The organism is Hymenobacter radiodurans, assembly GCF_004355185.1.
Classification (GTDB): Bacteria; Bacteroidota; Bacteroidia; order Cytophagales; family Hymenobacteraceae; genus Hymenobacter; species Hymenobacter radiodurans.
Window position 1 is genome coordinate 1,024,660 of the sequence record NZ_CP037922.1, and the last position, 22,440, is coordinate 1,047,099.

Annotated in this window: 22 protein-coding genes; 10 read left to right on the forward strand and 12 right to left on the reverse strand. The window is 54.6% G+C overall.

What is annotated here, in order from left to right; all coding sequences use genetic code 11:
- Positions 1–65 precede the first annotated feature (65 nt).
- On the reverse strand, positions 66–1,598 hold the full coding sequence (locus EPD59_RS05580) for a sensor histidine kinase (protein WP_133271926.1): 1,533 nt from the start codon (positions 1,596–1,598) through the stop codon (positions 66–68).
- Positions 1,599–1,619: 21 nt separating this feature from the next.
- Positions 1,620–2,000 (reverse strand): CZB domain-containing protein, encoded by a 381-nt coding sequence (locus EPD59_RS05585; protein ID WP_165963487.1) that lies wholly within the window; start codon positions 1,998–2,000, stop codon positions 1,620–1,622.
- A gap of 218 nt (positions 2,001–2,218) precedes the next feature.
- Between EPD59_RS05585 and gcvT the strand changes: the two genes are divergently transcribed.
- A complete protein-coding gene (gene gcvT / locus EPD59_RS05590) occupies positions 2,219–3,322 on the forward strand; it encodes a glycine cleavage system aminomethyltransferase GcvT (RefSeq protein WP_133271928.1) in 1,104 nt (367 codons plus the stop codon).
- 73 nt (positions 3,323–3,395) lie between these two features.
- Positions 3,396–4,109: a 2-phosphosulfolactate phosphatase gene (locus EPD59_RS05595; RefSeq protein WP_133271929.1), complete on the forward strand. Its 714-nt coding sequence runs from the start codon at positions 3,396–3,398 to the stop codon at positions 4,107–4,109.
- Positions 4,110–4,191: 82 nt separating this feature from the next.
- Here the strand turns inward: EPD59_RS05595 and EPD59_RS05600 are convergent, their stop codons facing one another.
- Positions 4,192–4,518: a nucleotide pyrophosphohydrolase gene (locus EPD59_RS05600; protein ID WP_133271930.1), complete on the reverse strand. Its 327-nt coding sequence runs from the start codon at positions 4,516–4,518 to the stop codon at positions 4,192–4,194.
- A 25-nt stretch (positions 4,519–4,543) separates the two neighbouring features.
- Positions 4,544–4,993 carry a D-aminoacyl-tRNA deacylase gene (gene dtd, locus EPD59_RS05605; RefSeq protein ID WP_133271931.1) on the reverse strand — a complete coding sequence of 150 codons (450 nt, stop codon included), beginning with the start codon at positions 4,991–4,993 and terminating at the stop codon, positions 4,544–4,546.
- Positions 4,994–5,122: 129 nt separating this feature from the next.
- Between dtd and EPD59_RS05610 the strand changes: the two genes are divergently transcribed.
- Both EPD59_RS05610 and EPD59_RS05615 read left to right on the forward strand, forming a co-directional pair.
- On the forward strand, positions 5,123–6,166 hold the full coding sequence (locus tag EPD59_RS05610) for a hypothetical protein (RefSeq protein ID WP_133271932.1): 1,044 nt from the start codon (positions 5,123–5,125) through the stop codon (positions 6,164–6,166).
- A complete protein-coding gene (locus EPD59_RS05615) occupies positions 6,136–6,594 on the forward strand; it encodes a hypothetical protein (protein ID WP_133271933.1) in 459 nt (152 codons plus the stop codon). Before EPD59_RS05610 ends, EPD59_RS05615 begins: the two co-directional genes overlap by 31 nt.
- Positions 6,595–6,759: 165 nt before the next feature.
- On the opposite strand, the gene mltG is transcribed toward EPD59_RS05615, so the two are convergent.
- Genes mltG through EPD59_RS05630 form a run of 3 tightly spaced genes read right to left on the reverse strand, consistent with a single transcriptional unit; the run spans position 6,760 to position 10,168 of the window.
- Positions 6,760–7,833 (reverse strand): endolytic transglycosylase MltG, encoded by a 1,074-nt coding sequence (gene mltG, locus EPD59_RS05620; protein ID WP_133271934.1) that lies wholly within the window; start codon positions 7,831–7,833, stop codon positions 6,760–6,762.
- Between the two features lie 39 nt (positions 7,834–7,872).
- The gene (locus EPD59_RS05625) at positions 7,873–8,652 is read right to left on the reverse strand and encodes a class I SAM-dependent methyltransferase (protein WP_133271935.1); all 780 of its coding nucleotides are present in this window, start codon (positions 8,650–8,652) and stop codon (positions 7,873–7,875) included.
- A gap of 28 nt (positions 8,653–8,680) precedes the next feature.
- Positions 8,681–10,168 (reverse strand): helix-turn-helix domain-containing protein, encoded by a 1,488-nt coding sequence (locus EPD59_RS05630; RefSeq protein WP_133271936.1) that lies wholly within the window; start codon positions 10,166–10,168, stop codon positions 8,681–8,683.
- Between the two features lie 180 nt (positions 10,169–10,348).
- Here EPD59_RS05630 and aceB point away from each other — a divergent pair, with 180 nt between their 5' ends.
- A complete protein-coding gene (gene aceB, locus EPD59_RS05635; RefSeq protein ID WP_133271937.1) occupies positions 10,349–11,977 on the forward strand; it encodes a malate synthase A in 1,629 nt (542 codons plus the stop codon).
- Between the two features lie 104 nt (positions 11,978–12,081).
- The gene (gene aceA / locus EPD59_RS05640) at positions 12,082–13,368 is read left to right on the forward strand and encodes an isocitrate lyase (protein WP_133271938.1); all 1,287 of its coding nucleotides are present in this window, start codon (positions 12,082–12,084) and stop codon (positions 13,366–13,368) included.
- A 91-nt stretch (positions 13,369–13,459) separates the two neighbouring features.
- Here aceA and EPD59_RS05645 read toward each other — a convergent pair whose 3' ends face one another.
- The 5 genes from EPD59_RS05645 to EPD59_RS23510 all read right to left on the reverse strand — a co-directional run bounded on the left by EPD59_RS05645 (position 13,460) and on the right by EPD59_RS23510 (position 17,915).
- Positions 13,460–14,647 carry a ribonuclease D gene (locus EPD59_RS05645; protein ID WP_133271939.1) on the reverse strand — a complete coding sequence of 396 codons (1,188 nt, stop codon included), beginning with the start codon at positions 14,645–14,647 and terminating at the stop codon, positions 13,460–13,462.
- Positions 14,648–14,755: 108 nt separating this feature from the next.
- The gene (argH, locus tag EPD59_RS05650; protein WP_133271940.1) at positions 14,756–16,075 is read right to left on the reverse strand and encodes an argininosuccinate lyase; all 1,320 of its coding nucleotides are present in this window, start codon (positions 16,073–16,075) and stop codon (positions 14,756–14,758) included.
- Positions 16,076–16,078: 3 nt separating this feature from the next.
- Positions 16,079–17,146 (reverse strand): M20 family metallo-hydrolase, encoded by a 1,068-nt coding sequence (locus EPD59_RS05655; protein WP_133271941.1) that lies wholly within the window; start codon positions 17,144–17,146, stop codon positions 16,079–16,081.
- On the reverse strand, positions 17,134–17,490 hold the full coding sequence (locus tag EPD59_RS23505; protein ID WP_317128458.1) for an amino acid kinase family protein: 357 nt from the start codon (positions 17,488–17,490) through the stop codon (positions 17,134–17,136). The genes EPD59_RS05655 and EPD59_RS23505 overlap by 13 nt, the downstream gene beginning before the upstream one ends.
- Positions 17,487–17,915, reverse strand: coding sequence for an amino acid kinase family protein (locus EPD59_RS23510; protein ID WP_317128459.1), 429 nt, complete (start codon positions 17,913–17,915; stop codon positions 17,487–17,489). Before EPD59_RS23510 ends, EPD59_RS23505 begins: the two co-directional genes overlap by 4 nt.
- Before the next feature lie 583 nt (positions 17,916–18,498).
- On the opposite strand from EPD59_RS23510, the gene EPD59_RS21755 reads away from it, so the two are divergent.
- From EPD59_RS21755 to EPD59_RS05680, 4 genes are read left to right on the forward strand one after another with little or no spacing between them, the layout of a single operon-like run.
- Complete coding sequence (locus EPD59_RS21755; RefSeq protein WP_133271942.1) at positions 18,499–19,080, forward strand: GNAT family N-acetyltransferase; 582 nt, start codon at positions 18,499–18,501, stop codon at positions 19,078–19,080.
- On the forward strand, positions 19,077–20,267 hold the full coding sequence (gene argG, locus EPD59_RS05670; RefSeq protein ID WP_205703535.1) for an argininosuccinate synthase: 1,191 nt from the start codon (positions 19,077–19,079) through the stop codon (positions 20,265–20,267). Before EPD59_RS21755 ends, argG begins: the two co-directional genes overlap by 4 nt.
- Positions 20,254–21,237 (forward strand): N-acetyl-gamma-glutamyl-phosphate reductase, encoded by a 984-nt coding sequence (argC, locus tag EPD59_RS05675; RefSeq protein WP_133271944.1) that lies wholly within the window; start codon positions 20,254–20,256, stop codon positions 21,235–21,237. The genes argG and argC overlap by 14 nt, the downstream gene beginning before the upstream one ends.
- Positions 21,237–22,400 (forward strand): aspartate aminotransferase family protein, encoded by a 1,164-nt coding sequence (locus EPD59_RS05680; protein WP_133271945.1) that lies wholly within the window; start codon positions 21,237–21,239, stop codon positions 22,398–22,400. The genes argC and EPD59_RS05680 overlap by 1 nt, the downstream gene beginning before the upstream one ends.
- Positions 22,401–22,440 lie beyond the last annotated feature (40 nt).

A 22,440-nucleotide genomic window follows, 5' to 3' on the forward strand; every position in this document is an offset into this window, starting at 1 on the left:
AGAACACAGAAACTAAAGCGGTAAAACAGACTCGTTTCTGGCTCCCTATACGACTGGGGGGCAAATTAGGCTGTCCGAATGCCAGTTTCGATAGCGCGGCCTGTTTCGGGTACGGCCAATTTGGGCCACGTAAACGTAAAAATTGCCCCCTGACCTTCCGCCGATTCTACCTTGATAGTGCCTCCCTGGCGCTCCACTATCTTTTTTACGATAGCCAGCCCTACGCCAGTGCTCTCCAGCGTGTCGCGGTCAGTGAGGGTTTGAAAAATCACAAATATCCGCTCATGGTACTCCGGATCGATGCCCGGCCCATCGTCGGCAATGGAGAAGGTGTATTGTTGGCGGTCTTCGCGGCAGCCAATGCGGACGGTGCCCGTTTCGGGATGATCGTGGTATTTGAAGGCGTTGCTGATGAGGTTGGTAAATACCTGTTGTAACTGTACCCGGTTGGTAATAAGCGTAGGCAGATAACTTGGCAAATCAACTGTAAACCCATCCGGTGGAGCCAAAGAGTCAACAATTTCGGTGAGCAGCTCCCGCACGTTTACACGCTCCTGAGCCTGAGTCGTGCGGCCTACGCGGGCTAGCTCCAGAATTCCGCTGATCAGGTTTTCCATGCGGTGCACGCGAGTCCGCATAAGCTGCAAGAACTCGCGGATATGATCGGGCAGTTCCTGTCCCAGATCTTCCTCAATCCAGCGGGAAGCGCTTTCAATGCCACGCAACGGCGCTTTCAAATCGTGAGATACGACGTAGGCAAATTGGTCCAGCTCGTTGTTGCGCCGCTCCAGCTGCGTGATGGTAGAACCGATGGTGCGCGACATCATATTGAGCGAGGTTACCAGCTCGCTCAGCTCATCTTGGTCGGTGTCCTTCAGCTGGGTCTGATAATCGCCCCCCGCCACGCGCCGCGACAAGTCCAGCATCATGGCAATGCGCTGAGCCAGCAGCCGGGTGATATAGGTAGCCCACACAATGCCCATGGTAATGGCAATGATGGTGAGCGAGATAGACAGCATGCGCGTCTGCTGAATACTATCGGTGAGCTTGTCGCGGCGCTCCAAGCGGGCCGCCAGTTCATCGGCTTCGAACCCATTAAACAAGGCTCGAATCTGGTCCATGAGCAGCTTGCCCGTCAGGCCTTCCGCCAGCAATCTGTGCTCTAGGCCTTCCAAGGCCACCTGATCGGGGTTGCGGCGCAACGCCTCGCGCTTCTCACTGATCATTAAGTGGGAGTAAGACGCCCACTGTTGAAATAAGCGCTGGGCCCGCTCTAGGCGTCCGCGCTGGGGGCTGTCGAGGGGCATTTGTTGGCGCAGATTCACAAATCGGCCTAGCAGGTTGCGCTCGCCCATATGGTAAGGCTCCAGCATGGCCTCATTGCCCACCAGCATATAGCCGCGAAAGCCCGTTTCCATGTCAATAATATTGCGGAGCAGCGTGGTGGCTTCTTCCGTCCGCAGCTGCGACTCTTCTACCCGCAACGAGTTGCGCAGCACTTTGCGCGACAGCTGATAATTGATAATTACCACTGCGGCAAACAAAACGGAGATGGCCAGAAAGCCGGCGAAGAGTTTGGTAGAAAGCTTGAGCTTCATGCGGGGCGGTAACAAGAGGAACTACCGGCCCAGACCTGGGCTTTCGGCGCGCAATTTCTGCTCCATGGTACGTAGCAGGCGCGTAATTTCGTCGACGTAGCCTTGTACGGAGGTCAGGCCGGCAATGGCTTGCTCCACCTTGCCCTGTTGGTGCAAATCAAGTAGGCGGTTGGCTTCCTGATGAATCTGCTGATGCACTTTGTCTAGCTCGCGGCTTTCGGGCAGATGGGCATAGGTTATTAAAGCCCGCTCCCGAATCCAGACACCGAGCGCGCAAACTTGCGCATCGCGTATGGGTGCCTCATCGGTGCCGCTGCCATAGAGGGCGGAGCGGAGCTTTGACTTAAACAGCAGGTGCCGAACCTGCGCCATTTCAAAGTCCTGTTTTAAATCTTCATGCATAGAAACCTTGCCCATGAAATGCCAAAGTCTCACTGGGCTGATGCAGACTTTCCATACAGATGCGCCCCGACCAACGAGAAAAACAGGGTCTTTGTTCACGCGTTGGGCACTCTGGCTATAATAACTCAAAGGTAGTGGACGCACGTACGCAGCCCAGCCGATAGAATTGGCTAGTTTTGCCCCCCAGAACCCACCCTCGTACCTCTACTTATTTACCGATGGCCGAAGACCTCAAAACCGTTACCCTCAACGACGTACACCAGCAGCTGGGGGCCAAAATGGTGCCCTTCGCGGGCTACAACATGCCCGTGCGCTACTCTTCCGACCTCGACGAGCACCACACGGTGCGTCGGGCCGTCGGTATTTTCGATGTGTCGCACATGGGCGAATTCCGGGTGCGCGGCCCTAAAGCACTTGACCTGATTCAGCGCGTGACCAGCAACGACGCCAGCAAGCTCGTGGACGGCAAAGCTCAATATGCGTGCTTGCCGAATAACGAAGGCGGTATTGTGGATGATTTGCTCGTGTATCGCCTGGCGGAGAACGATTACCTGCTGGTAGTAAACGCCTCCAACATTGACAAAGACTGGAACTGGATCAGCCAGCACAACACCGAAGGTGTAGAGATGGAAAACATCTCGGACCAAATCAGCCTGTTTGCCGTGCAAGGCCCCAAAGCGGCGGCTGCGCTGCAAAGTCTGACCGATGTTGATCTGAGCAGCATTCCGTACTACTCTTTCGTGCAGGGCACGTTTGCCGGTGCTTCTAATGTCATTATCTCGGCCACCGGCTACACCGGCGCGGGCGGCTTTGAGCTGTATGTGCCCAATGAAAGCGCCCGCGACGTGTGGGAGAAAATCATGGCTGCCGGCAAAGAATTCGGCATAAAGCCCATCGGCCTCGGTGCCCGCGACACACTCCGCCTCGAAATGGGCTATTGCCTCTACGGCAACGACATCGACGACGCTACTTCGCCCTTGGAAGCGGGTTTAGGTTGGGTAACCAAGTTTACCAAAAACTTCACCAACGCCGAAAACCTCAAAAAACAGAAAGAGCAGGGCGTGAGCCGTAAGCTGGTCGGCTTTCTGATGGATAGCGGCGGCATTCCGCGCAGCCACTATGAGCTGGTAGACGAGGCTGGCAATAAGATCGGGGACGTGACCTCTGGCACGCAGTCGCCTTCATTGGGCAAAGGTGTTGGCTTAGGATATGTAAAAACGGAGTTCAGCACGCCCGGCAGTAAGGTGTTTGTACAAGTACGCGGTAAAAACCTGCCTGCTACCGTGGTGAAGCTACCTTTTGTAAAAGGCACCGAGGAGTAAAAATCTGTGCTGTATATGAACGTCATGCTGCGCTACCGCTCGGCATGACGTTCTAATTTATTGATAAATAGCAATGCCCACTCTCGACGTTTGTTTTTCGCCTGAGCTACTGTCGCTATATAATCTGCGGGGGAAGGTGGCCGTGGTGGTCGATATTTTGCGCGCTACATCCTCTATGGTTACGGCGCTGGCGGCGGGCGTTACGCATATTATACCCGTAGCGGAGTTGGCTGAATGCCGCGAATTTGCCCCCCAAGGCTACCTGACCGCTGCCGAGCGTGATGGCGTACAAGCCGATGGCGTAGATTTAGGCAATTCCCCTTTTGGTTATCTCGATGGCAAGGTGTCAGTAGGTGAGCGGGCCGTAGCGATTACGACGACCAACGGCACCCGTGCCATTCATCTTTCCTTGAGCGCCGATGCGGTGGTACTGGGAGCCTTTTTGAATCTGGAAGCAGTAGCCCAATTTCTACGCCAGCAGAACAAAGACGTAGTAGTGGTATGCGCCGGGTGGAAAGGCATGTTCAACTTAGAAGACACCCTTTACGGTGGCGCTTTGGCCGAACGCTTAGCTGACGACTTCGATACCAGCAGCAGCGACGCGACCCTGGCCGCGCAGCATCTGTGGCAGCTCGCTAAACCGGACCTCGCGGGCTATCTGCTGCAATCGTCCCACGTCCGCCGCCTCAATAGTTTGGAAGTGAATCAGGATATGGAATTCTGCATTCGCCTTGATAAGTACAATATTGTCCCTATCTGGCAAGAAGACCGAATCGTAGCCTTATAACGCGAAACTTCAATTTCGCAGACTATAAAAGCGAGAAGCCATGCACTACAGGTGCATGGCTTCTCGCTTTTATAGTCTGTCACTAACGCAGCTTCTCGTTGTCGTGGTGACGCGTGGCGTCGCGATTTGTTTTCTTCTCCAGATTCTTCGCTAGCGCTTCAGTCAGATTGACGCCGGTTTGATTTGCTAGGCAAATCACCACGAACAGTACATCGGCCAGCTCGTCGGCCAATACTTTGTCTTTGTCGGATTCTTTAAACGATTGCTCGCCGTATTGCCGCGCAATGATGCGGGCCACTTCGCCCACTTCCTCGGTGAGCATGGCCATATTGGTCAGCTCGTTGAAATAGCGCACGCCCGTAGTCTGAATCCAGGTATCGACGGTTTGTTGGGCTTCTTCGATGGTCATAAGGGGAAAGAAAGGTTAAGTTTAATTAGCTCGGGGGCGAATCGAGCACGAGCGTTACGGGTCCATCGTTGAGCAAACTTACCTGCATATCCGCCCCAAACTCGCCGGTGGGCACAGGCTGACCTAACAGGCCTTCCACTTGCCGCACAAACTGCTGATACAGCGCGTCGGCCAGTGGAGGCGGGGCGGCGCCTATGTAGCTGGGGCGGTTGCCTTTGCGGGCATCGGCGAGCAGCGTAAATTGGCTGACCACTAATATTTGCCCCCCAATGTCCTGCACGCTACGATTCATCTTGCCTTCCTCGTCGGAGAAAATGCGCAGTTGCACAAGTTTACGCGCCATCCAATCGAGGGACTTTGTATCATCGTGGGGGGCAAATCCGGCCAGCACCAGCAGCCCTGGCCCTATTTCCCCTACTGTTCGGCCCGCCACTACCACGCGGGCCTCCTGCACCCGCTGCACTACTACACGCATCTGAATTTTTGAATTAAGAAAGAGGCAATACGCCCCGAGTCGCAACTGATAAGCAAGTAAACCCTTAATCTTGCCTTCTCAAATGAAAGGGCCTGATTTGGGCCGCTCATCGCTAACCGTTCGGCGTCCTTGAATCAGCGTTCGTGGCTACTTTTCCTGGCTTTACTGGTGATAGCGGCCGTGCGGCTGTACGGACTGGCCGGTGCCGCCTTGCCCGATTATGACTCGGTATATAATTGGCAAACCGTACAGGAAGTAGCGTCGGGCAACCTTACGCATTTATTTCATCAGGGCGCTCCGCTGTTTTATCTGGTTTTCGCGCCTTTAGTCTGGCTGGGGGGCAATTTTCATATTTTACAATACGCGAATGCCTTATTGGCCGTGGCGGCAGTGGGCAACCTAGCCGCCTTTGTGGGGCGCGAAGCTCGGTTATCGGCTTGGCAAACGGCTGGCTTAGTGCTGTTTATTGGCACATCCGTATTCCTGACTTTCTCTGGCCGCGACTTCACCATGAACTCCGGCAATCTGCTACTGTTTGCCGGCTTGCTACGGGCATATTATCGTCGTTTGCAAACGCCCAACCGCCAAAGCCTGCTGCGCGCAAGTATCTGGCTTATGCTGGGAATCAGCTTTAATTACCGCTTTTTATTTACCGTTCCGATTTTGGTTGCCTTCGAGTTGCTGGCCGCCGATGGCTTGCTGCTTCGGCGCGGGAATGCATGGCGAGTATTGGCAGTTTTGGCTGCGCCCTTTGTGGTGCTGGGCTTGGTGAGCTGGCTGGTGGAGTTGCCCTTGCAGCGCCAATGGCCAGCGGTGTATTACGGCCTCATTATGCGTGGCGAGCCTAATTTGGCCGGCAACGTCGGCATCTTTCGCTTCGATCTGCTCTACTACATTTACTTCCTGCGCGATTTTGAGTCGCCGCTGGTGCTGCTGACGCTGCTGATTACGCCGGTGCTGTGGCGGCGCGAGCTGTTTCAGCAGCTGCGGCAGCCGAATCTGGTGCGCTACCTAGCCGTGTGGGGCTACTGCTTTCTGGCAGGCATGTCGGTGCTTATAAAAGCCCCCGCGGGCTCCTGCTGGCTTACGGCGTGCTCTATGCCCTGGCCTTTCTTAGCCTGCGTCGACTGGTTTCTGGTAGCATGTTGGGCGTATTGGTGGCGCTGGCGATAGGGTTCAATTTGTACCGCATTGAACGGGAGGTGTATGCATATACCCCCACCAATTATCCGCAGGTGGCCGCGTGGCTACAGCACCAACGAGTTGATACGCTGATCAGTACGATAGGGCAGGGCGCGGCACCCTTCGTTGCGCCAGTGCCAGTAGCTGTTATTACCGATGAAAACCAATTGCTGGCGTTGCGCCAACAAGGTCACCAGTATGTGCTGCTAGATGCTTATTGGCGCGTAGCGGGCGTTCATCGGTTTGAAGCATTGCGTCGCCAGCCAGTGGTAGCGGCTTGGCGCGAGTTACAGCTCACCTCACCTTTGCTTTTCCTAGAACATTCCGAATATACTGGCTTAACGTATCACCAAACGCTAGCCAGCCAGCAAGCCGCCGCCCGCGACTCCTTTCAACTGCGGCTGATTAAGCTTGATTGAATAGATAGTGAGAAGCTAATTATTTAAAGGCCGTCATGCAGAGCGGAGCGAAGCATCTCGCGTGTTTAGTGGGATTACTAATCCTGCGTCAGCGCGCGAGATGCTTCGCTCCGCTCTGCATGACCGTTAGGAGTGTGATTCTAGTGATTACGATCTTCAGATAATCTACCGCCGAATCTTTAAGCTGTCGAGCGTGCGTTGGTAGCGGCGGGCGTTGCGGCGGTGTTCGGCGTAGGTGGCGGCGAAATCAGAGTAACCGCTAAAGTCGGGGCGGGCGCAGAAGAAAAGGTAACCGTGCGCGGTGGGCTTGAGCACAGCATTCAAACTCTGTCGATTGGCTGAAGTGATAGGGCCAGGAGGCAAACCTTTGCGCTTGTAGGTGTTGTAGGGCGAATCCACCAATTTGTCCTTATTGAGCACACGGCGCACGCCAAAGTTACCAATGGCCCACAGCAGCGTCGGGTCGGCCTGTAGGCGCATGCCTTGGCGCAGCCGGTTGAGATACACGCCCGCAATAATGGGCTTATCCTCCGGCTTGGCCGTTTCACGCTGCACGATGCTTGCCAGCACGTGCACCTCCACGGGTGAAAGCTTTAAAGAGTCAGCTCGTTTCTGGCGCTCAGGTGTCCAAAAGCGACGATGCACGGCCGCCGCCGAATCTAAGAACTGCTCGGCTGAAGTATTCCACAGGAAGCGGTAGGGGCCAGGCAAAAACATGGTCAATACCGTCGTGGTGTCGAGTTGATAGCGGCGACGTAGAAAGCTGTTGTCCTGTAACAAAGCACGCAGCTTTGCCGAGTCGGCTTCTATCTGGGGGGCAATTTGACCTACTAGCTGCGGCTTGTATTTGAACGCGTTCAGCTCAAAAGCTACCGTATCCTGCTGGCCATTCATCAGCTTATCGAGCAAGGCCGCATTGCCAAGGCCAAACTCCAGCCGGTAGCGGCCTGGTTTTACCTGCCGCGGATACTCCCGATGCTCGGCCAGCCAAGCAAAAGTCTCCGTATCAATGAGTAGCTCTTGCCGCTGAATAGAGTCGAGTACCGCCTGAAACGAGGAGCCCGTTCGGATGTATAAATAAGCGGGCCCGAAAGGTGAAACGGCCATGTTGGGTTTCCACCACACGCGCCAGGCTGCAACTAGCCCTGCGCCACCCAACACTAAAATGATGACCAATAAAAAGCCCCCCAGCCAGCGCCAGCGCCGTAGTGAGGAGTGGGAAGAAGCTACTTTATTCAAACCTAATGGGTATCAACTAATGCGTACAAGCATGGGCAGTTAGCCAAGCTTTTCTGCTTTCGCAACGAGGCGCTGCCACACAAAAGTATAATCATCGGGCGGTGCTACCCGAATCTGAAACGCCTCTACAGCTGCGGCCGGCGCTTCCGCAAAGGCCTTTCGCACAGCAGCGGCTGGCTCGTTCACACAGCCCGCTTTCTCCAGCCAGTCGTTCAGCGACATAGGTATAGTGCTGCTAGCTAAAGTCATTGCCTGCACCGTAAGGCCAGCATTGGTCAACGCCTGCTGCCACTCGCTCGGAGCCAGATTGCGGGCGTGTGATGGGTCGCGGATGGCTTCCACACGGTTCTGCCATTGGCCCGTTGCGGGGTCATTGTCGGGAATAGTCGTGTCAGCCAGCAAAAAACGTCCCCCAGGCATCAACACCCGATTAACTTCAGCTAAAAAAGCCGGTACGGACTGGAAATGGTGGGGCGCAATCCGACACGTAACCACGGAGAATCTGGCGGCCGGAAAAGGCAGCGCTTCCGCCGCACCTTCCTGCCAGCGCACATTCGTAAGGCCGCGGGCAACTTGGTTCTGCTGTGCCTGCGCCAGCATCCCTGATGAGACGTCTACTCCTACCACCGACTGCACGTGGGGGGCAAACGCTAGGGCCGTGAAGCCCGTACCGGTGGCCACATCCAGTACTGTATCGGTGGGCTGGCATGCGGCCTGCGCCAGCAGCCAGTCCAGCGAAGAGGCCGTCCAGGAGTTCCACTGTGCATTGTAGTGGATTGCTTGGCGGTCAAATTGTTCTTTTGCGGAAGTAGTGGGCATCGAATTAAGCTTTAGGCATTATTCTCTTTTACGCGCCGTGCACCAGCGCGGCTACAGCTTCAGCGAGTTGCTGTTGCCGTTGCTGCCGCTCAATTTCCACGGGTGGGGCCGAGCGCACTTCGCAGTCAGGAATGGGGCACCGCTCACAGGTTTCGTTCACGATGCGCAGCGGAATGGCCGGGTCGTCGATAAACCGAACTTTACGCTTCAGATTTTCATCGCAGAGTAGCCCAACTGTTACGCTTACGGCCGGTTCGGTAGCAGTCGACGCCCGAGCCAGCGTCAGGCAGATATACTCGTTCTCGGTACCATAGTAGCGGGAACGCTGAGCGCCAATGGCTATAGTGGGTGCACCTGGCTTCGCCTGCAGACGCAGCTCGGCCAGCAGGCGCAACGAAATCCAGCGCCGGCAGTAGTGCTCATGCAACTCGTTGCCGTGAGGATTGTGCAGGCGGGAGAGGTGCAGTTCCTTAGTCAGCTCGTAAGGCGCAGCAGCATCTGTCTGATCAAAACGGAGGAAAAACAGGCTTTGAAGGCCAAAATGCCGCGGGAGCAGATTGGTGAGGCGCTGCATGAACATCTCCGGCGATACATTGTACTTGGTCAGCAGGCCCAGCCATTGGTTTTCATCCCATTTGGTGGCTTCAAACAGCTTTTGCAGGTCTCGTACCAATGCTTCTTCCTCCATCAAGAGCGCCCCGGCAAAGTAAGAGGCTTTGAAATTATTGAGTACTTCATCAAATGAGCGCACCGGGAAGCTCGCATTCACATACGGCCGCTCCCGCAGGTTGAGGTAGTGAAACGCCACCTCCCGACCCAGCACGAAAGCCTCCTGCGCACTGCTCAGGCCAGGCCGGAGCAATAATCGACGGGTTTTGGGCTGAAACACCGACCGCAGCCGCCCCAGCGAAGCGTATTCACCCAGCAGCGTTCGGTCCAGTGAATAGCCATATTTATCAGTTAACACGCGCTCCAATTGGCTTGTGTCGAAAGGAGCAGCGGCGTTGAGCTTTTGCTCCACGGTAAATGTGCGGACGTCCTGCTCCAACTCCTCGAAATAGTTGTCGTGCATCTCCTGGTAGGAGCGCAGCGCCGCCAGAAAAAAATGCTCTTGCCGCATTTCGTAGTTGCGCCCTATCTCAAATAATGTGCTGATGAAGGCGTTCATTTTGGCCGGTGCATCCGCAATTAGTTCCACAATACGCATGGGGTCCAGCCCAAACATCTCCAGCGGAAACTCCTTGAGCAAGTCTGACTGGAGCAGCTCCGAAATGGGCTCCAGCTTCCGGCTCAGCGTGAGCGATGTAAGCTGATCATAGCTCACACCCAGTGCCTTGCTAAGGCTCAGGATTTTATCAGCTTTCGGATACTTCTTGCCTTTCTCAATCTCATTGAGATACGATACCGACACATCGCAGGCGCGGGCCATCTCGGCAGGAGTCAGGCCGCGCTCTTGGCGCAATTCGCGCAGCTTTAGCCCAAAAATCAATCGTACTATCTGGCCGTGACTCAGCATATTAAAACATATAAGGCAACAGAAATCATTGTTGTCACCTTGAATTTGCGTGTTGGAAGGTTGACAAATCTACGCTTTATGAGCGATTACTAAATATTAGCGAATATTCGCTTGTTTTATAAAATTCGCTTGTGTAAGTTTGGTGAGTACTCTATCAAGTTCACCAAATTACCTTCAGCCATGACCTTTTCTGAGCCACACACAGTCGTATCCGCCCCAAAGTATTTGGCCCCTGAGCGTGTGAAAGTGCTGGGCGATTATAACTCCGAGTTTGCTGAGATTCTGACGCCTTCAGCATTAGCTTTTGTGGCAGAGCTGCACCGCCGCTTCGACCGTACCCGGCGGGAGTTGCTCACTCGTCGGGTGGCGCGCCAACGAGAGTTTGCAGCGGGTGTTTTACCCGATTTTCTGCCAGAAACTCGTCTGATTAGGGAAAAGCCGTGGACGGTAGCGCCCCTGCCCACCGATCTGCTCGACCGTCGGGTAGAAATTACTGGGCCCGTGGAGCGGAAGATGATTATCAACGCTCTGAACTCGGGCGCCAAAGTGTTCATGGCTGATCTGGAAGACTCAAACGCGCCTACCTGGTCCAACGTCATCGGGGGGCAAATTAACCTGCGCGATGCCGTGCGCCGGACTATATCGCTTAGCACGCCCACGAAAGAATACCGCTTGAATGAGGAGGTCGCCACGCTCATTGTGCGGCCACGGGGCTGGCATCTACTCGAAAAACATGTATTGGTGGATGGAGAGCCGATCAGCGCAGCGCTATTTGACTTTGGCCTGTACTTCTTTCATAATGCCCATGAGCTGCTAGCGCGGGGTAGCGGGCCTTATTTCTACCTGCCCAAAATCGAAAGTCACTTGGAGGCTCGGCTATGGAATGATGTGTTTGGCATTGCCCAATGGTCGCTCAAGATTCCGAAAGGCAGCATCAAAGCAACCGTATTGATCGAGACGCTGCCCGCTAGCTTCGAGCTACACGAGATTCTGTATGAACTGCGCGAGCACTCGGCTGGCCTGAATTGCGGCCGCTGGGATTATATCTTCTCCTACATCAAGCGCCTAGGTCTGAATCCGAACTATCGTTTGCCCGACCGTGCTCAAGTAACCATGACGGTGCCTTTTATGGCAGCTTACTCCCAGCTTGTTATTCAAACCTGCCACCGTCGGGGCGTGCATGCCATTGGCGGTATGGCCGCCCAAATTCCCATCAAGAACGACCCGGAGGCCAATGAAGCCGCGCTGGAAAAAGTACGCCAGGATAAAGTACGTGAAGCTAAAAATGGCCACGATGGTACCTGGGTGGCGCATCCTGGCCTAGTGCCCATAGCACTGGCGGTGTTTGATGAGCTGATGCCCGGTGCCAACCAAATAGAGCGCAAGCGGGAAGACGTACGCGTAACGGCTGCCGACTTAGTGCAGGCGCCCGAAGGCACCATTACCGAGGCTGGCTTGCAACTTAACATTGATGTGGCTATTCGCTACCTCGAAGCGTGGCTGGGGGGCAATGGGTGCGTGCCGATTTATAATTTGATGGAAGATGCCGCTACAGCCGAAATCTCGCGGGCGCAGGTGTGGCAGTGGCTACACACGCCCGGCACCACATTGCAGGATGGCCGCCCCGTTACGCTGGAACTGTACCGCTCCCTTATTACCGATCAGATAGCCCAGATGCGTAAGGCAGTAGGGGAGGAGCAATTCACAAAAGGGCACTATGAGCAAGCTGCCCGCCTCTTCGACCGCCTCGTGACCAGCCAGGAATTCACCGAGTTTCTGACTTTGCCCGCCTACGAACAGTTGGCGTAAGCTCGCCCAAACTTCCGCTTTGTATTGCTAAAAAAGCTGCTCTACTGAGTAGCCTGGGCATGCTATGCCCCATCTCATCGCCACTTTCTAACCTATAAACTGCCATGAACAAGCTCGAACGCATCGCCGCCATCAACCACGACTGGACAACCAATCCACGCTGGAAAGGCATTACCCGGCCTTACACTGCCGAGGAGGTAGTGAAGCTGCAAAACTCTATTAAAATTGAGTACTCGTTGGCCCGACAAGGTGCGGAGCGTTTGTGGCGGCTCTTGCACTCTGAGGAATATGTAGCCGGACTAGGGGCGCTCACCGGCAACCAAGCCGTGCAGGAAGTACAGGCTGGGCTAAATGCTATCTATCTCAGCGGCTGGCAGGTAGCCGCCGATGCTAACGGCGCTGGCCAGATGTATCCCGACCAAAGCCTTTACCCCGCCGACAGCGTGCCCAATGTGGTAAAACGCATCAATAATGCGCTGCTCCGCGCTGATCAGATTCAAAACCTAACGGGTGAGGGTAGTGTGCATTGGCTGGTTCCTATCGTGGCAGATGCCGAAGCTGGTTTTGGGGGCAACCTCAATGCGTTTGAGTTGATGAAGATGATGATTGAGGCGGGTGCCGCTGGAGTGCACTTCGAGGATCAGCTGTCATCGGCGAAGAAATGCGGACATCTGGGGGGCAAAGTTCTGGTGCCAACCCAAGAAGCTATTAATAAACTGGTTGCTGCCCGCCTAGCGGCCGATGTGCTGGGTGTGCCAACGCTGGTAGTAGCCCGCACCGACGCCGATGCCGCCGACCTCATCACCAGCGACGTAGATGAGCGCGACCAACCCTTTGTAATTACGGAGGATGGCCGCACCAACGAAGGGTTTTACCGCGTGCGCCCTGGCGTAGAATCGTGCATTGCCCGCGGCTTGGCCTACGCACCCTATGCCGATCTGCTGTGGATGGAAACGTCGCATCCTGATCTGGGACAAGCGCGGCAGTTTGCGGAAGCTATTCATGCGCAGTATCCGGGAAAACTGCTGGCTTACAACTGTTCACCTTCCTTCAATTGGGCCAGCAAGCTGAGCGTGGAGCAAATGGAGAGTTTCCGGGAAGAACTTGCGGCGTTGGGCTACAAGTTTCAATTTATTACGCTGGCTGGCTTCCATGCGCTGAACACCAGCATGTTTGAGCTTGCCCAAGCCTACCGGGAGCGCGGCATGGCTGGCTACTCCGAACTCCAGGAGCGGGAATTTGCCTTACAGAAATCTGGCTTCAAGGCCGTTAAACATCAGGCGTTCGTGGGAACGGGCTACTTCGATGCCGTGCAAAATGTGGTGTCGGGGGGCAAAACCAGCACGGCCGCATTGGTTGGCTCAACGGAGGAAGCGCAGTTTCACGGGTAAGATTAAGCGGCAATTCACTGTTGCGTATTCAAAAGGGCGTCCGGTGTATACCGGACGCCCTTTTTTGAATTAGCGAAAAAATTGTTCAACACTAATTGGAATGATCGAAAGGCTGGGCAATCTGGCTGTAATCCAGCGAGTGACGCTGGGCCGTTTCGCGCAGAATAGTTTGTTGCCAAGGACGTAAAACGTGTTCAGTGCCCAGCTCAATGATATCCGCTACAAGTCGGTTGGATAGCACGAGGTTCGCCACGTAGCTATTCATGTCAGCCGTGATATGATTCTTCAGTTGCATCAGCAATTGTTCGCGTGCATCGGCGCGGGCGGCTTTTTCTCCGCTGAGTCGGCGCCGAAACGGGAAGCGCCGTTGCTCACCAGTAGCGGCGGGCTCTGGCACGGGCACAAACGTATCAGACGAAAGCGCTGCCAATTGATCCAGATAAGGTGCACGCTTCAATTCGGGATGCAAACCGCGGGCTGCTTTCCAGTCGCTGAGGTCGCGGGGCGTATCGCGCACTAGCTCCGACAGGCGGTCGTTGGCAAATACCATGTAAGGCGGCCGATCCAGTTGCTTCGCCACTTGGTCGCGCAACATATACAGGTCACGGAACAAAGGCAGCTCACCCGGCAGAATACGGTATTTGCCAGCAATACGCAGGTACGGACGCTCGTCGCGGGTGTAGCGAACTAGCTCAAGGGCAGCATTTTCTTCGTCAGCCCAATGAGCACGGCCCAATGCTTCCAGCTTGACCTTGAGCCGGTCAGCCAGTTCAAACAGATAAATAACGTCGTTGGCCGCGTACACCTTTTGAGCATCCGTCAGCGGGCGCTTCAGCCAGTTCGACTTCTGCTCGCCTTTATCTACTTCTAAGCCGAGCTCTGCCTGAATGAGGCGGCCCAGAGAGATGTTGTTGTCGGCTTCCGCTAGCAGTGTGTACTGCACGCTGGTATCGGTGATGTGGCGCACGTGCACCCCGTACAGCTCATCCAGCAGCAGAATATCCGATTTGCAACTATGGAATACCTTCTCAATAGCCGGGTCGCGCAACAATTCCCAAATGGGCTCCAGCTCTTCGGCCGGATTGGTAAGCGGTAGCGGGTCGATCAGATAGGCGGTTGAGCCGTCAAATATCTGAATCAGAGCAAGATTGCGGCCGTAGCGGTGGCGCATGTCATCAAACTCCAGATCCACGGCCAAGCGCGATGCTTTCCGCATGGCATCGGCCGCGGCCTGTACGGCGCCATGGGTAGTTAGGTATTGTATATCAGGTTGTAACATGGAAAAGCAAAACGAAAAACGAGCCGCGAAAGTCAGGCAGTAGGCCGGGGGGCATTTACCCAAAGGTAGGCAGGACTGGGGGGCAAAAGCAACGTTGGTGCCCGGCCGCTAAGCGCCACGCTGGGGGCGCTGCAACACGGCATTACGCTGTTGCACTTGCTCTGCTTTTGCCCGAATTTCGGCCAGTCCCAGATTATGCACACTGCCCAAGTGCGTGGTCGTAAAGTCCCGGTGTGGCACGTAGCTACCATCGTTCACCGCCCGGCCCACCTGCTGGTACGCCTCGCGGAAAGGCACTCCGGCCTGGATAAGCTGATTGATATTTTCTACGGAGAAAACACCGTCGTATTTGGCCTGGTTCAGCAAGTCGGGCTTGATTTTCAATTGTGGCAAAGCAAACAGCAGCATATCCAGAATATCCACGAACTGCATCATCGGCTCAAAAAGCAGCTCTTTCAGAAGCTGGAAGTCGCGATGGTAGCCGCTGGGCAGGTTGTTCACGCACAGCGTGATGGTGTTGGGCAACGCCTGTAAAGCATTGCAACGGGCCCGCACCAGCTCAAATACATCTGGGTTTTTCTTGTGGGGCATGATGCTGGAGCCCGTGGTGAAGGCGGGGGGCAATTCTACAAACGCCAGATCCTGACTGTTGTAGAGCACTAAGTCATACGCCATTTTGGAAAGCGTAGCCCCCACACCGGCCAGCGCAAAAGCTACCGTTTTCTCGGTTTTGCCGCGTAGCATCTGCGCGCCCACGGCGCTAACCGCTAAGTGGCCAAAGCCCATTTGCTGAGTTGTCAGCTGCCGATCTATCGGGAAACTGCTGCCAAAACCGGCCCCAGAACCGAGTGGATTCTGATCGGCGACAGTGTGCGCGGCTTCAAACAGCGCAATATCCAGCAACAAATGCTCGGCGTAGGCGGAGAACCACAAGCCGAAGCTGCTGGGCATAGCGGCCTGAAAATGCGTGTATCCGGGCATTAAATCGGCCTGGTGGGCCTCAGCCTTTTGCAGCAGAATATCCACCAGCGCCATGATTTTAGCGGCAGTTTGCTCCGTGTAGTCTTTCAGGAAAAGCTGAATAGCAGTCAGCACCTGGTCGTTGCGGGAGCGGGCGGTATGAATCTTCTTGCCAGCATCACCGAACTTCTCCGTTAGGTAGAATTCGATTTTCGAATGAACGTCTTCAAAGCTATCCTCGATGACGAAGCTTCCGGCCGCAATTTCCGCTTCCAATTCATTGAGGCCCTGAACTAACTGGTCTTTTTCCTCGACGGAAATCAGTCCAACCTGCGCCAGCATTACGGCCTGCGCCTTGGAAGCCAGTACGTCGAAATGAGCCAGGTACATATCCAGCTCCCGATCTTTACCGACGGTGAACCGCTCTATTTTTTCGTCAACAGCTATACCCTTTTCCCAGATTTTCATGTCTTAAAAACTAAAGCCTTCCAGCAATTCGATGTAGCCCTTAATGCCGGCTCTCACCTCGCTAAGGTAAATGTATTCGTCGGGGGTATGGGAGCGGGCCGAATCGCCGGGACCCACTTTGATCGTGTCAAACGGCATAACTGCTTGATCAGAAAGCGTGGCGGACCCAAATAGCTTACGGCCCAAATTTGCCCCCCGCTGCACCAGCGGGTGCGTCGGAGCTATGCGCGAAGAGTTCAGATGCACCGACCGTGGCGTCACGTCGGCTTGTACGTGCTCGCGCACAACAGCCACTATTTCTTCGTTGGAGTACAGCTCGTTGGTGCGCACATCGACCACAAACCGACAGGTATCCGGCACCACGTTATGCTGCGAGCCAGCCTGTATCTGCGTCACCGTCATTTTCACGGGCCCCAGAAATTCCGACTCGTTTGGGAAACGGTAGCTTCGCAACCACTGTATATCGTCCAGCGCTTTGTAGAGAGCGTTTTCGCCTTCGTCGCGGGCAGAGTGGCCGGTACGACCGTGGGCTACGCAATCCAAGACTACCAACCCTTTTTCCGCAATAGCCAGATTCATTTGGGTGGGCTCACCGACGATGCCTAAGTCAATCCTGCCCAGCTGAGGCAAAATGCTGCGAATGCCATTCGCGCCCGAAACTTCCTCCTCCGCGGTAATGGCGCAGATGAGGTTGAAGGCAGGTGGATTCTCCTCGAAATAAAGAAACGTGGCCAGCAAACTCACGGCTGAGGCGCCCGCGTCATTGCTACCCAGCCCAATGAGCTTGTCGCCTTCCAACACAGCACCAAAAGGATCGGCGGTCCAGCTTGCGCCGGGCTTCACAGTGTCGTGGTGTGAGTTGAGCAGGATGGTAGGCTTGTGGGGGGCAAAATGCTTTGATACCGCCCACACATTGTTGCCCAATCGGTTAGGCTGAGCGTCATGTGCGGCCAGAAAATCGAAAATTAGCTCAGCCGTTTTGTCTTCCTCCCGCGAAAAAGACTGGGTTTGAATCAGCTGAATCAGTAAAGCAATGGCATCTTCGGAAAGCTGCTCGATTAGTCCCGGCATAGAATGGTTTTTACCGGTTCGTTAATTTTCAGTGCGTTCCCAATAATAACTTTCGATACGCCCTCATCCAGCGCTGCAAAGGCATTGTCAAGCTTGGGCAGCATACCGGCCGCAATGGCCCCGCTGGCTTTCAAGTCGGCGTAGAGCGAGGGCGTGATTTGCGGAATCACGGAGCTTTCGTCGTTTACATCAGCCAGCACACCGTCTTTCTCGAAGCAGAAATGCAGCTCTACTTGGTAAGAATGGGCTAGCGCGCGGGCCAAGGTGCTGGCAATGGTATCGGCGTTGGTGTTGAGGAGCTGGCCCTGTCCGTCGTGGGTGATAGCGCAGAATACGGGCGTCAAATTGCCCCCAGCAGCAGTTCTATCAACTTTGTATTGATACTTTGCTTCTGCAAGTCGCCCACATAGCCGTAGTCAATTTCTCCCACGGCGCGCATCGTAGCCTGAATAACATTACCATCAGCACCGGACAGGCCCAGCGCATTTACGCCGGCTTGCTGGAGCAGGGCCACAATTTGCTTGTTTGTTTTGCCGGCATAAAACATGGTCACTACGTCCAGCGTGGCGGCGTCGGTGATGCGGCGGCCGTTCACCATGTTGGGCAGCATACCCAGCGTCGTCAACAGCTCATTGGCGCCTTTGCCGCCGCCGTGCACCACAATTTTTTTGCCCCCCACTTGTGCCAGCTCCTTTAAGAACTGAGTAAGCTGAGCCGTATCGTCAATAATTCCACCACCGATCTTAAATATTTTCAGGACTTCGCTCATTCGGTTAAAAAGTAAAAAAGGGGCACTGTGACCCATGGAATCCGAGAATTTGTATATACCTCAACTCTCCGCTCACTCCAAGCTGGCGATACGCAGCAGGTTTTTTAGAGCCGGGCGGGTAAAGTTTCCAAAAAAAAACATCTAGTTTTGCAACGATTTAGCGGTCTATTCAATTTAAACCGCATAAACCCACACCGTGTCCCGGTAGCTGTCATGATTCTTCTCTCTTCTATTGCACTTCTGCTGCGGCCCACATTGGCCCTGCGAACAATGCCAGCTTGATAGCTGGCTTGCAATATTTCGCCTGCGTTTTTCAGAACGATAAAAACCGGCACCGGGGACTTGAAATACCCCAGTAAAGAGAACTTCTACTGAATCATTGATTGACACGAGTGTAAGCCAAAGTGTGCCCTTTCCCGGCTAATTCCCGTAATAACCTCCTATAGTCGGGTTCCCAAGCTGGATCCTTTTCTTCTGGGTCTCTCTTACCGCCGGTTTCGGTTGCTGCGTAGGCTTGTTTGTAAGCTGCGCTTTTCTACTACATCCTTTCCTGCCTGTCTATTAGGCATCTAGTAGTTATCCCATGATAATACGAGTAGCCAATGCCGCCGATGCGCGGTATGTGGAAACACTTTGTCAATGGTACGAGGAATCGGCCAAACAGCGGGGCGTAGGCATTGCCAAGCGCGACCCCGAATACGTGCGCAAGAAAATGCTGAAAGGCGACTCCATCATTGCCTTTATCGACAATGAGCTGGCAGGTTTCTGCTATATCGAAACCTTCGAGGACAACAAGTTTGTGGTCAACTCGGGCCTGATTGTGAATACCGCCTTGCGCAAGGAAGGCCTAGGGCGCGCCATCAAGCACGAGGTGTTCAAGCTCTCGCGCACTAAGTACCCAGCGGCCAAGATTTTCGGTATTACCACCAGCTTGGCAGTTATGAAGATCAATACGGAGCTAGGCTATAAGCCCGTGACCTTCACGGAACTAACGCGAAGCGACGACTTCTGGAAGGGCTGTTCCAGCTGCAAGAACTACCCGATTCTCATGGAGAATGAGCGCAAAATGTGCCTGTGCACCGGCATGGTCTACGATACCCTAAACGACCAATATAGCCAGCAGGCCCAGGAAACCATTGATTTCATCGAACCTCGTAAGCAATAATGAAAAAGGTAGTTTTAGCGTACAGTGGCGGTCTGGATACGTCGTACTGCGTGGTGTATCTGACCAAAGAGCTAGGCTTGGAAGTACACACGGTCATTGTCAACTCGGGGGGCTTTTCTGCCGAGGAATTGCAAAGCATTGAGACGCGGGCCTACGAGTTGGGTTCGTCCAAGCACGAAGTAATCGATGTCACGGAGCGCTTCTATAAAGACTGTCTGCGGTTTTTGCTGTTCGGCAACGTCCTGAAAAACGACACCTATCCGCTCTCTGTTAGCGCCGAGCGCATGTTTCAGTCGCTGGCACTAGCCGAGTATGCTCGAGAGCATAAGGCCGACTACATCGCCCACGGTAGCACCGGCGCCGGCAACGACCAGGTGCGCTTCGATGTGGCTTTCTCCGTGATTGCGCCCAACACCGAAATCATTACGCCCATCCGCGACCAGAAGCTCTCCCGTCAAGCCGAAATCGAGTATCTGCGCAGCCACGGCGTAGAAATGAGTTGGGAAAAGGCCAAATATTCCATTAACAAAGGTATCTGGGGCACGAGCGTGGGCGGCGTCGAAACGCTGACTTCGAATCAAGCGCTGCCCGAAACGGCTTATCCCACCCAGTTGCAGCAAGCAGAACCTACTTCTATCGAAGTTACCTTCGAAAAAGGTGAGCCTGTAGCCTTGAACGGCCAGAAAATGCCCCCCGTGCAGCTTATTCAAGAGTTGAACGAGCTAGCCGGTCAATACGCTATCGGCCGCGACATCCACGTGGGCGACACGATTCTGGGTATCAAGGGCCGCGTAGGCTTCGAAGCTCCGGCTCCGCTGATTCTGATCAAAGCGCACCATTTGTTGGAGAAGCACACCTCATCGCGTTGGCAGCTACTGCATAAGGACTACATCGCCAACTGGTACGGCACGCTGCTGCACGAAGCCCAATACCTTGATCCAGTTATGCGCGACATGGAAGCTTTCTTGGAGTCGTCGCAGGCGCGCGTGTCGGGCACGGTGTTTATCAAGCTGAAGCCATATCAGTTTGAGCTGCAAGGCATTGATTCCAAGTATGATATGATGCGCTCCAAAGTGGCGACCTACGGCGAGGAAAATGACGCCTGGGATGCCCGCGACGCGCAAGGCTTCATCAAAATATTCAGCAACCAGCTTAAAATTCACAGCAGCTTCAATGGCGAAGGTTAAGGTAGGCATCGTGGGCGGGGCCGGCTACACGGCCGGCGAGCTGATCCGCATTCTGCTGCAACATTCGCAGGTGACGATTGGCGCGGTGGTCAGCTCTTCCAACGCGGGTAACCCCGTCTACCAAGTGCACGATGATCTGGTGGGCGAAACCGACCTGCGTTTTCAAAGCGACCTGAACGGCGATGAAGAGGTAGTTTTTCTATGCCTAGGTCACGGCAATTCGCGCAGCTTTCTGGAGAAAAACGCCGTGCCAGCAGGAGCTAAAATCATTGACTTAAGCAATGACTTTCGGCTGAATGCGGATAAAGAAGTAGCCGGACGCAGCTTTGTGTACGGACTGCCTGAACTGAACAAAGCCGCTATTCAGTCGGCGCAGAACATTGCCAATCCTGGGTGCTTTGCTACGGCTATTCAACTGGCATTGCTGCCGCTGGCGCAAGCCGGGCAGCTTACCGATGATGTGCACGTATCGGCTATTACGGGCTCTACGGGCGCTGGGCAGAGCTTATCGGAGACAGTACACTTCTCTTGGCGCACCAGCAATATATCCATCTATAAGCCCTTCACTCACCAGCACCTCGGCGAAATAGGGGAGAGCTTAGCGCAACTCCAGCCGCAGTTGGAAGGTGATATGCATTTCATTCCGTACCGCGGCAATTTCTCGCGCGGCATCTTCGCCAGCGTGTACACGCCGTCCGATTTAAGTCAGGACGAGGCGCGGCAGCTGTTCAAGGATTTCTACGCTGATGCTCCTTTCACAACTGTATCGGACAAGGAAATTCACCTCAAGCAGGTAGTGAACACCAACAAGTGTTTGCTGCACGTGCAGAAATTCGGCAAGCAACTGCTCATCACGTCGGTTATCGACAACTTAGTAAAGGGTGCCTCCGGGCAGGCTGTGCAGAACATGAACCTGCTCCTTGGGTACCCCGAAAACGAAGGACTCCAGCTTAAATCAGTCGCTTTCTAATGGATTTATTCAACGTTTACCCGCTTGTTAACATCACGCCGGTAAAGGCGCTGGGCGCAACGCTTTGGGACGAAAACGGCCAAGAGTACCTGGATTTTTACGGCGGCCACGCCGTTATTTCTATTGGTCACAGCCACCCGCACTACGTCCGCCGCATCAGTGAGCAGCTGAACCAGATCGGGTTTTACTCTAACTCCGTTCAAATCCCAATTCAGGCGGAACTGGCGCAAAAGCTGGGTGAGGTGTCGGGCTATCCTGACTATAGCTTGTTCCTGTGTAACTCTGGTGCCGAAGCCAACGAGAATGCACTGAAGCTGGCTTCGTTTCATACGGGCAAAAAGCACGTCGTTGCCTTCAAAGGCGCCTTCCACGGCCGCACCTCCGGCGCTGTAGCTGCCACTGATAATGCCAAGATTGTCGCGCCCTTCAACGCGGGCCACGGCATCTCCTTCGTCGGCTATGATCTGGCCGAAGTGGAGCGCGTGATACAGACTGAAGAGGTTTGCGCCGTCATCGTGGAGCCAATTCAGGGCGTGGGGGGCATTATTATGCCGTCTGACGAATTTCTCCAAGGCCTCGCGGCGCTCTGCAAAACTCACGGCGTGGTGCTCATTGCTGATGAAGTGCAAAGTGGCTACGGTCGTAGCGGCCGTTTCTTTGCCCATCAGCATGCTGGTATTCAGCCCGATATTATTTCGGTAGCCAAGGGCATGGGCAACGGCTTCCCTATCGGTGGCATCCTGATTTCGCCGGAGTTGAAGGCGTCGTATGGCTTGCTGGGCACTACGTTTGGCGGCAACCATTTGGCCTGCGCCGCAGCGCTGGCAGTATTAGAGGTCATTGAGCAGGAAAATCTGATAGCCCACGCCAACGAACTGGGGGGCTTTTTACGGGCCGAATTGGAAGCCCACGCTGGCGCTCAGGAAATCCGTGGCCGTGGCCTGATGGTCGGCATCAAGTATGACTTCCCCATCAAAGACCTGCGCGACAAACTGCTGATGGAAAAGCACATCTTTGTGGGCAATGCCTCCGACCCAATGGTGCTCCGCCTGCTGCCGCCGCTCAACATCACGAAGGTAGAGGTAGACCAGTTCCTACAGGCATTGTACGACTTGACAGAGAAGTCAGTCGATGTCATTCACCAGGCTTCGGCACTGGATTAGAACAGTGTAGAAACGCGACACTTTGCGTCTCGTATTGGAC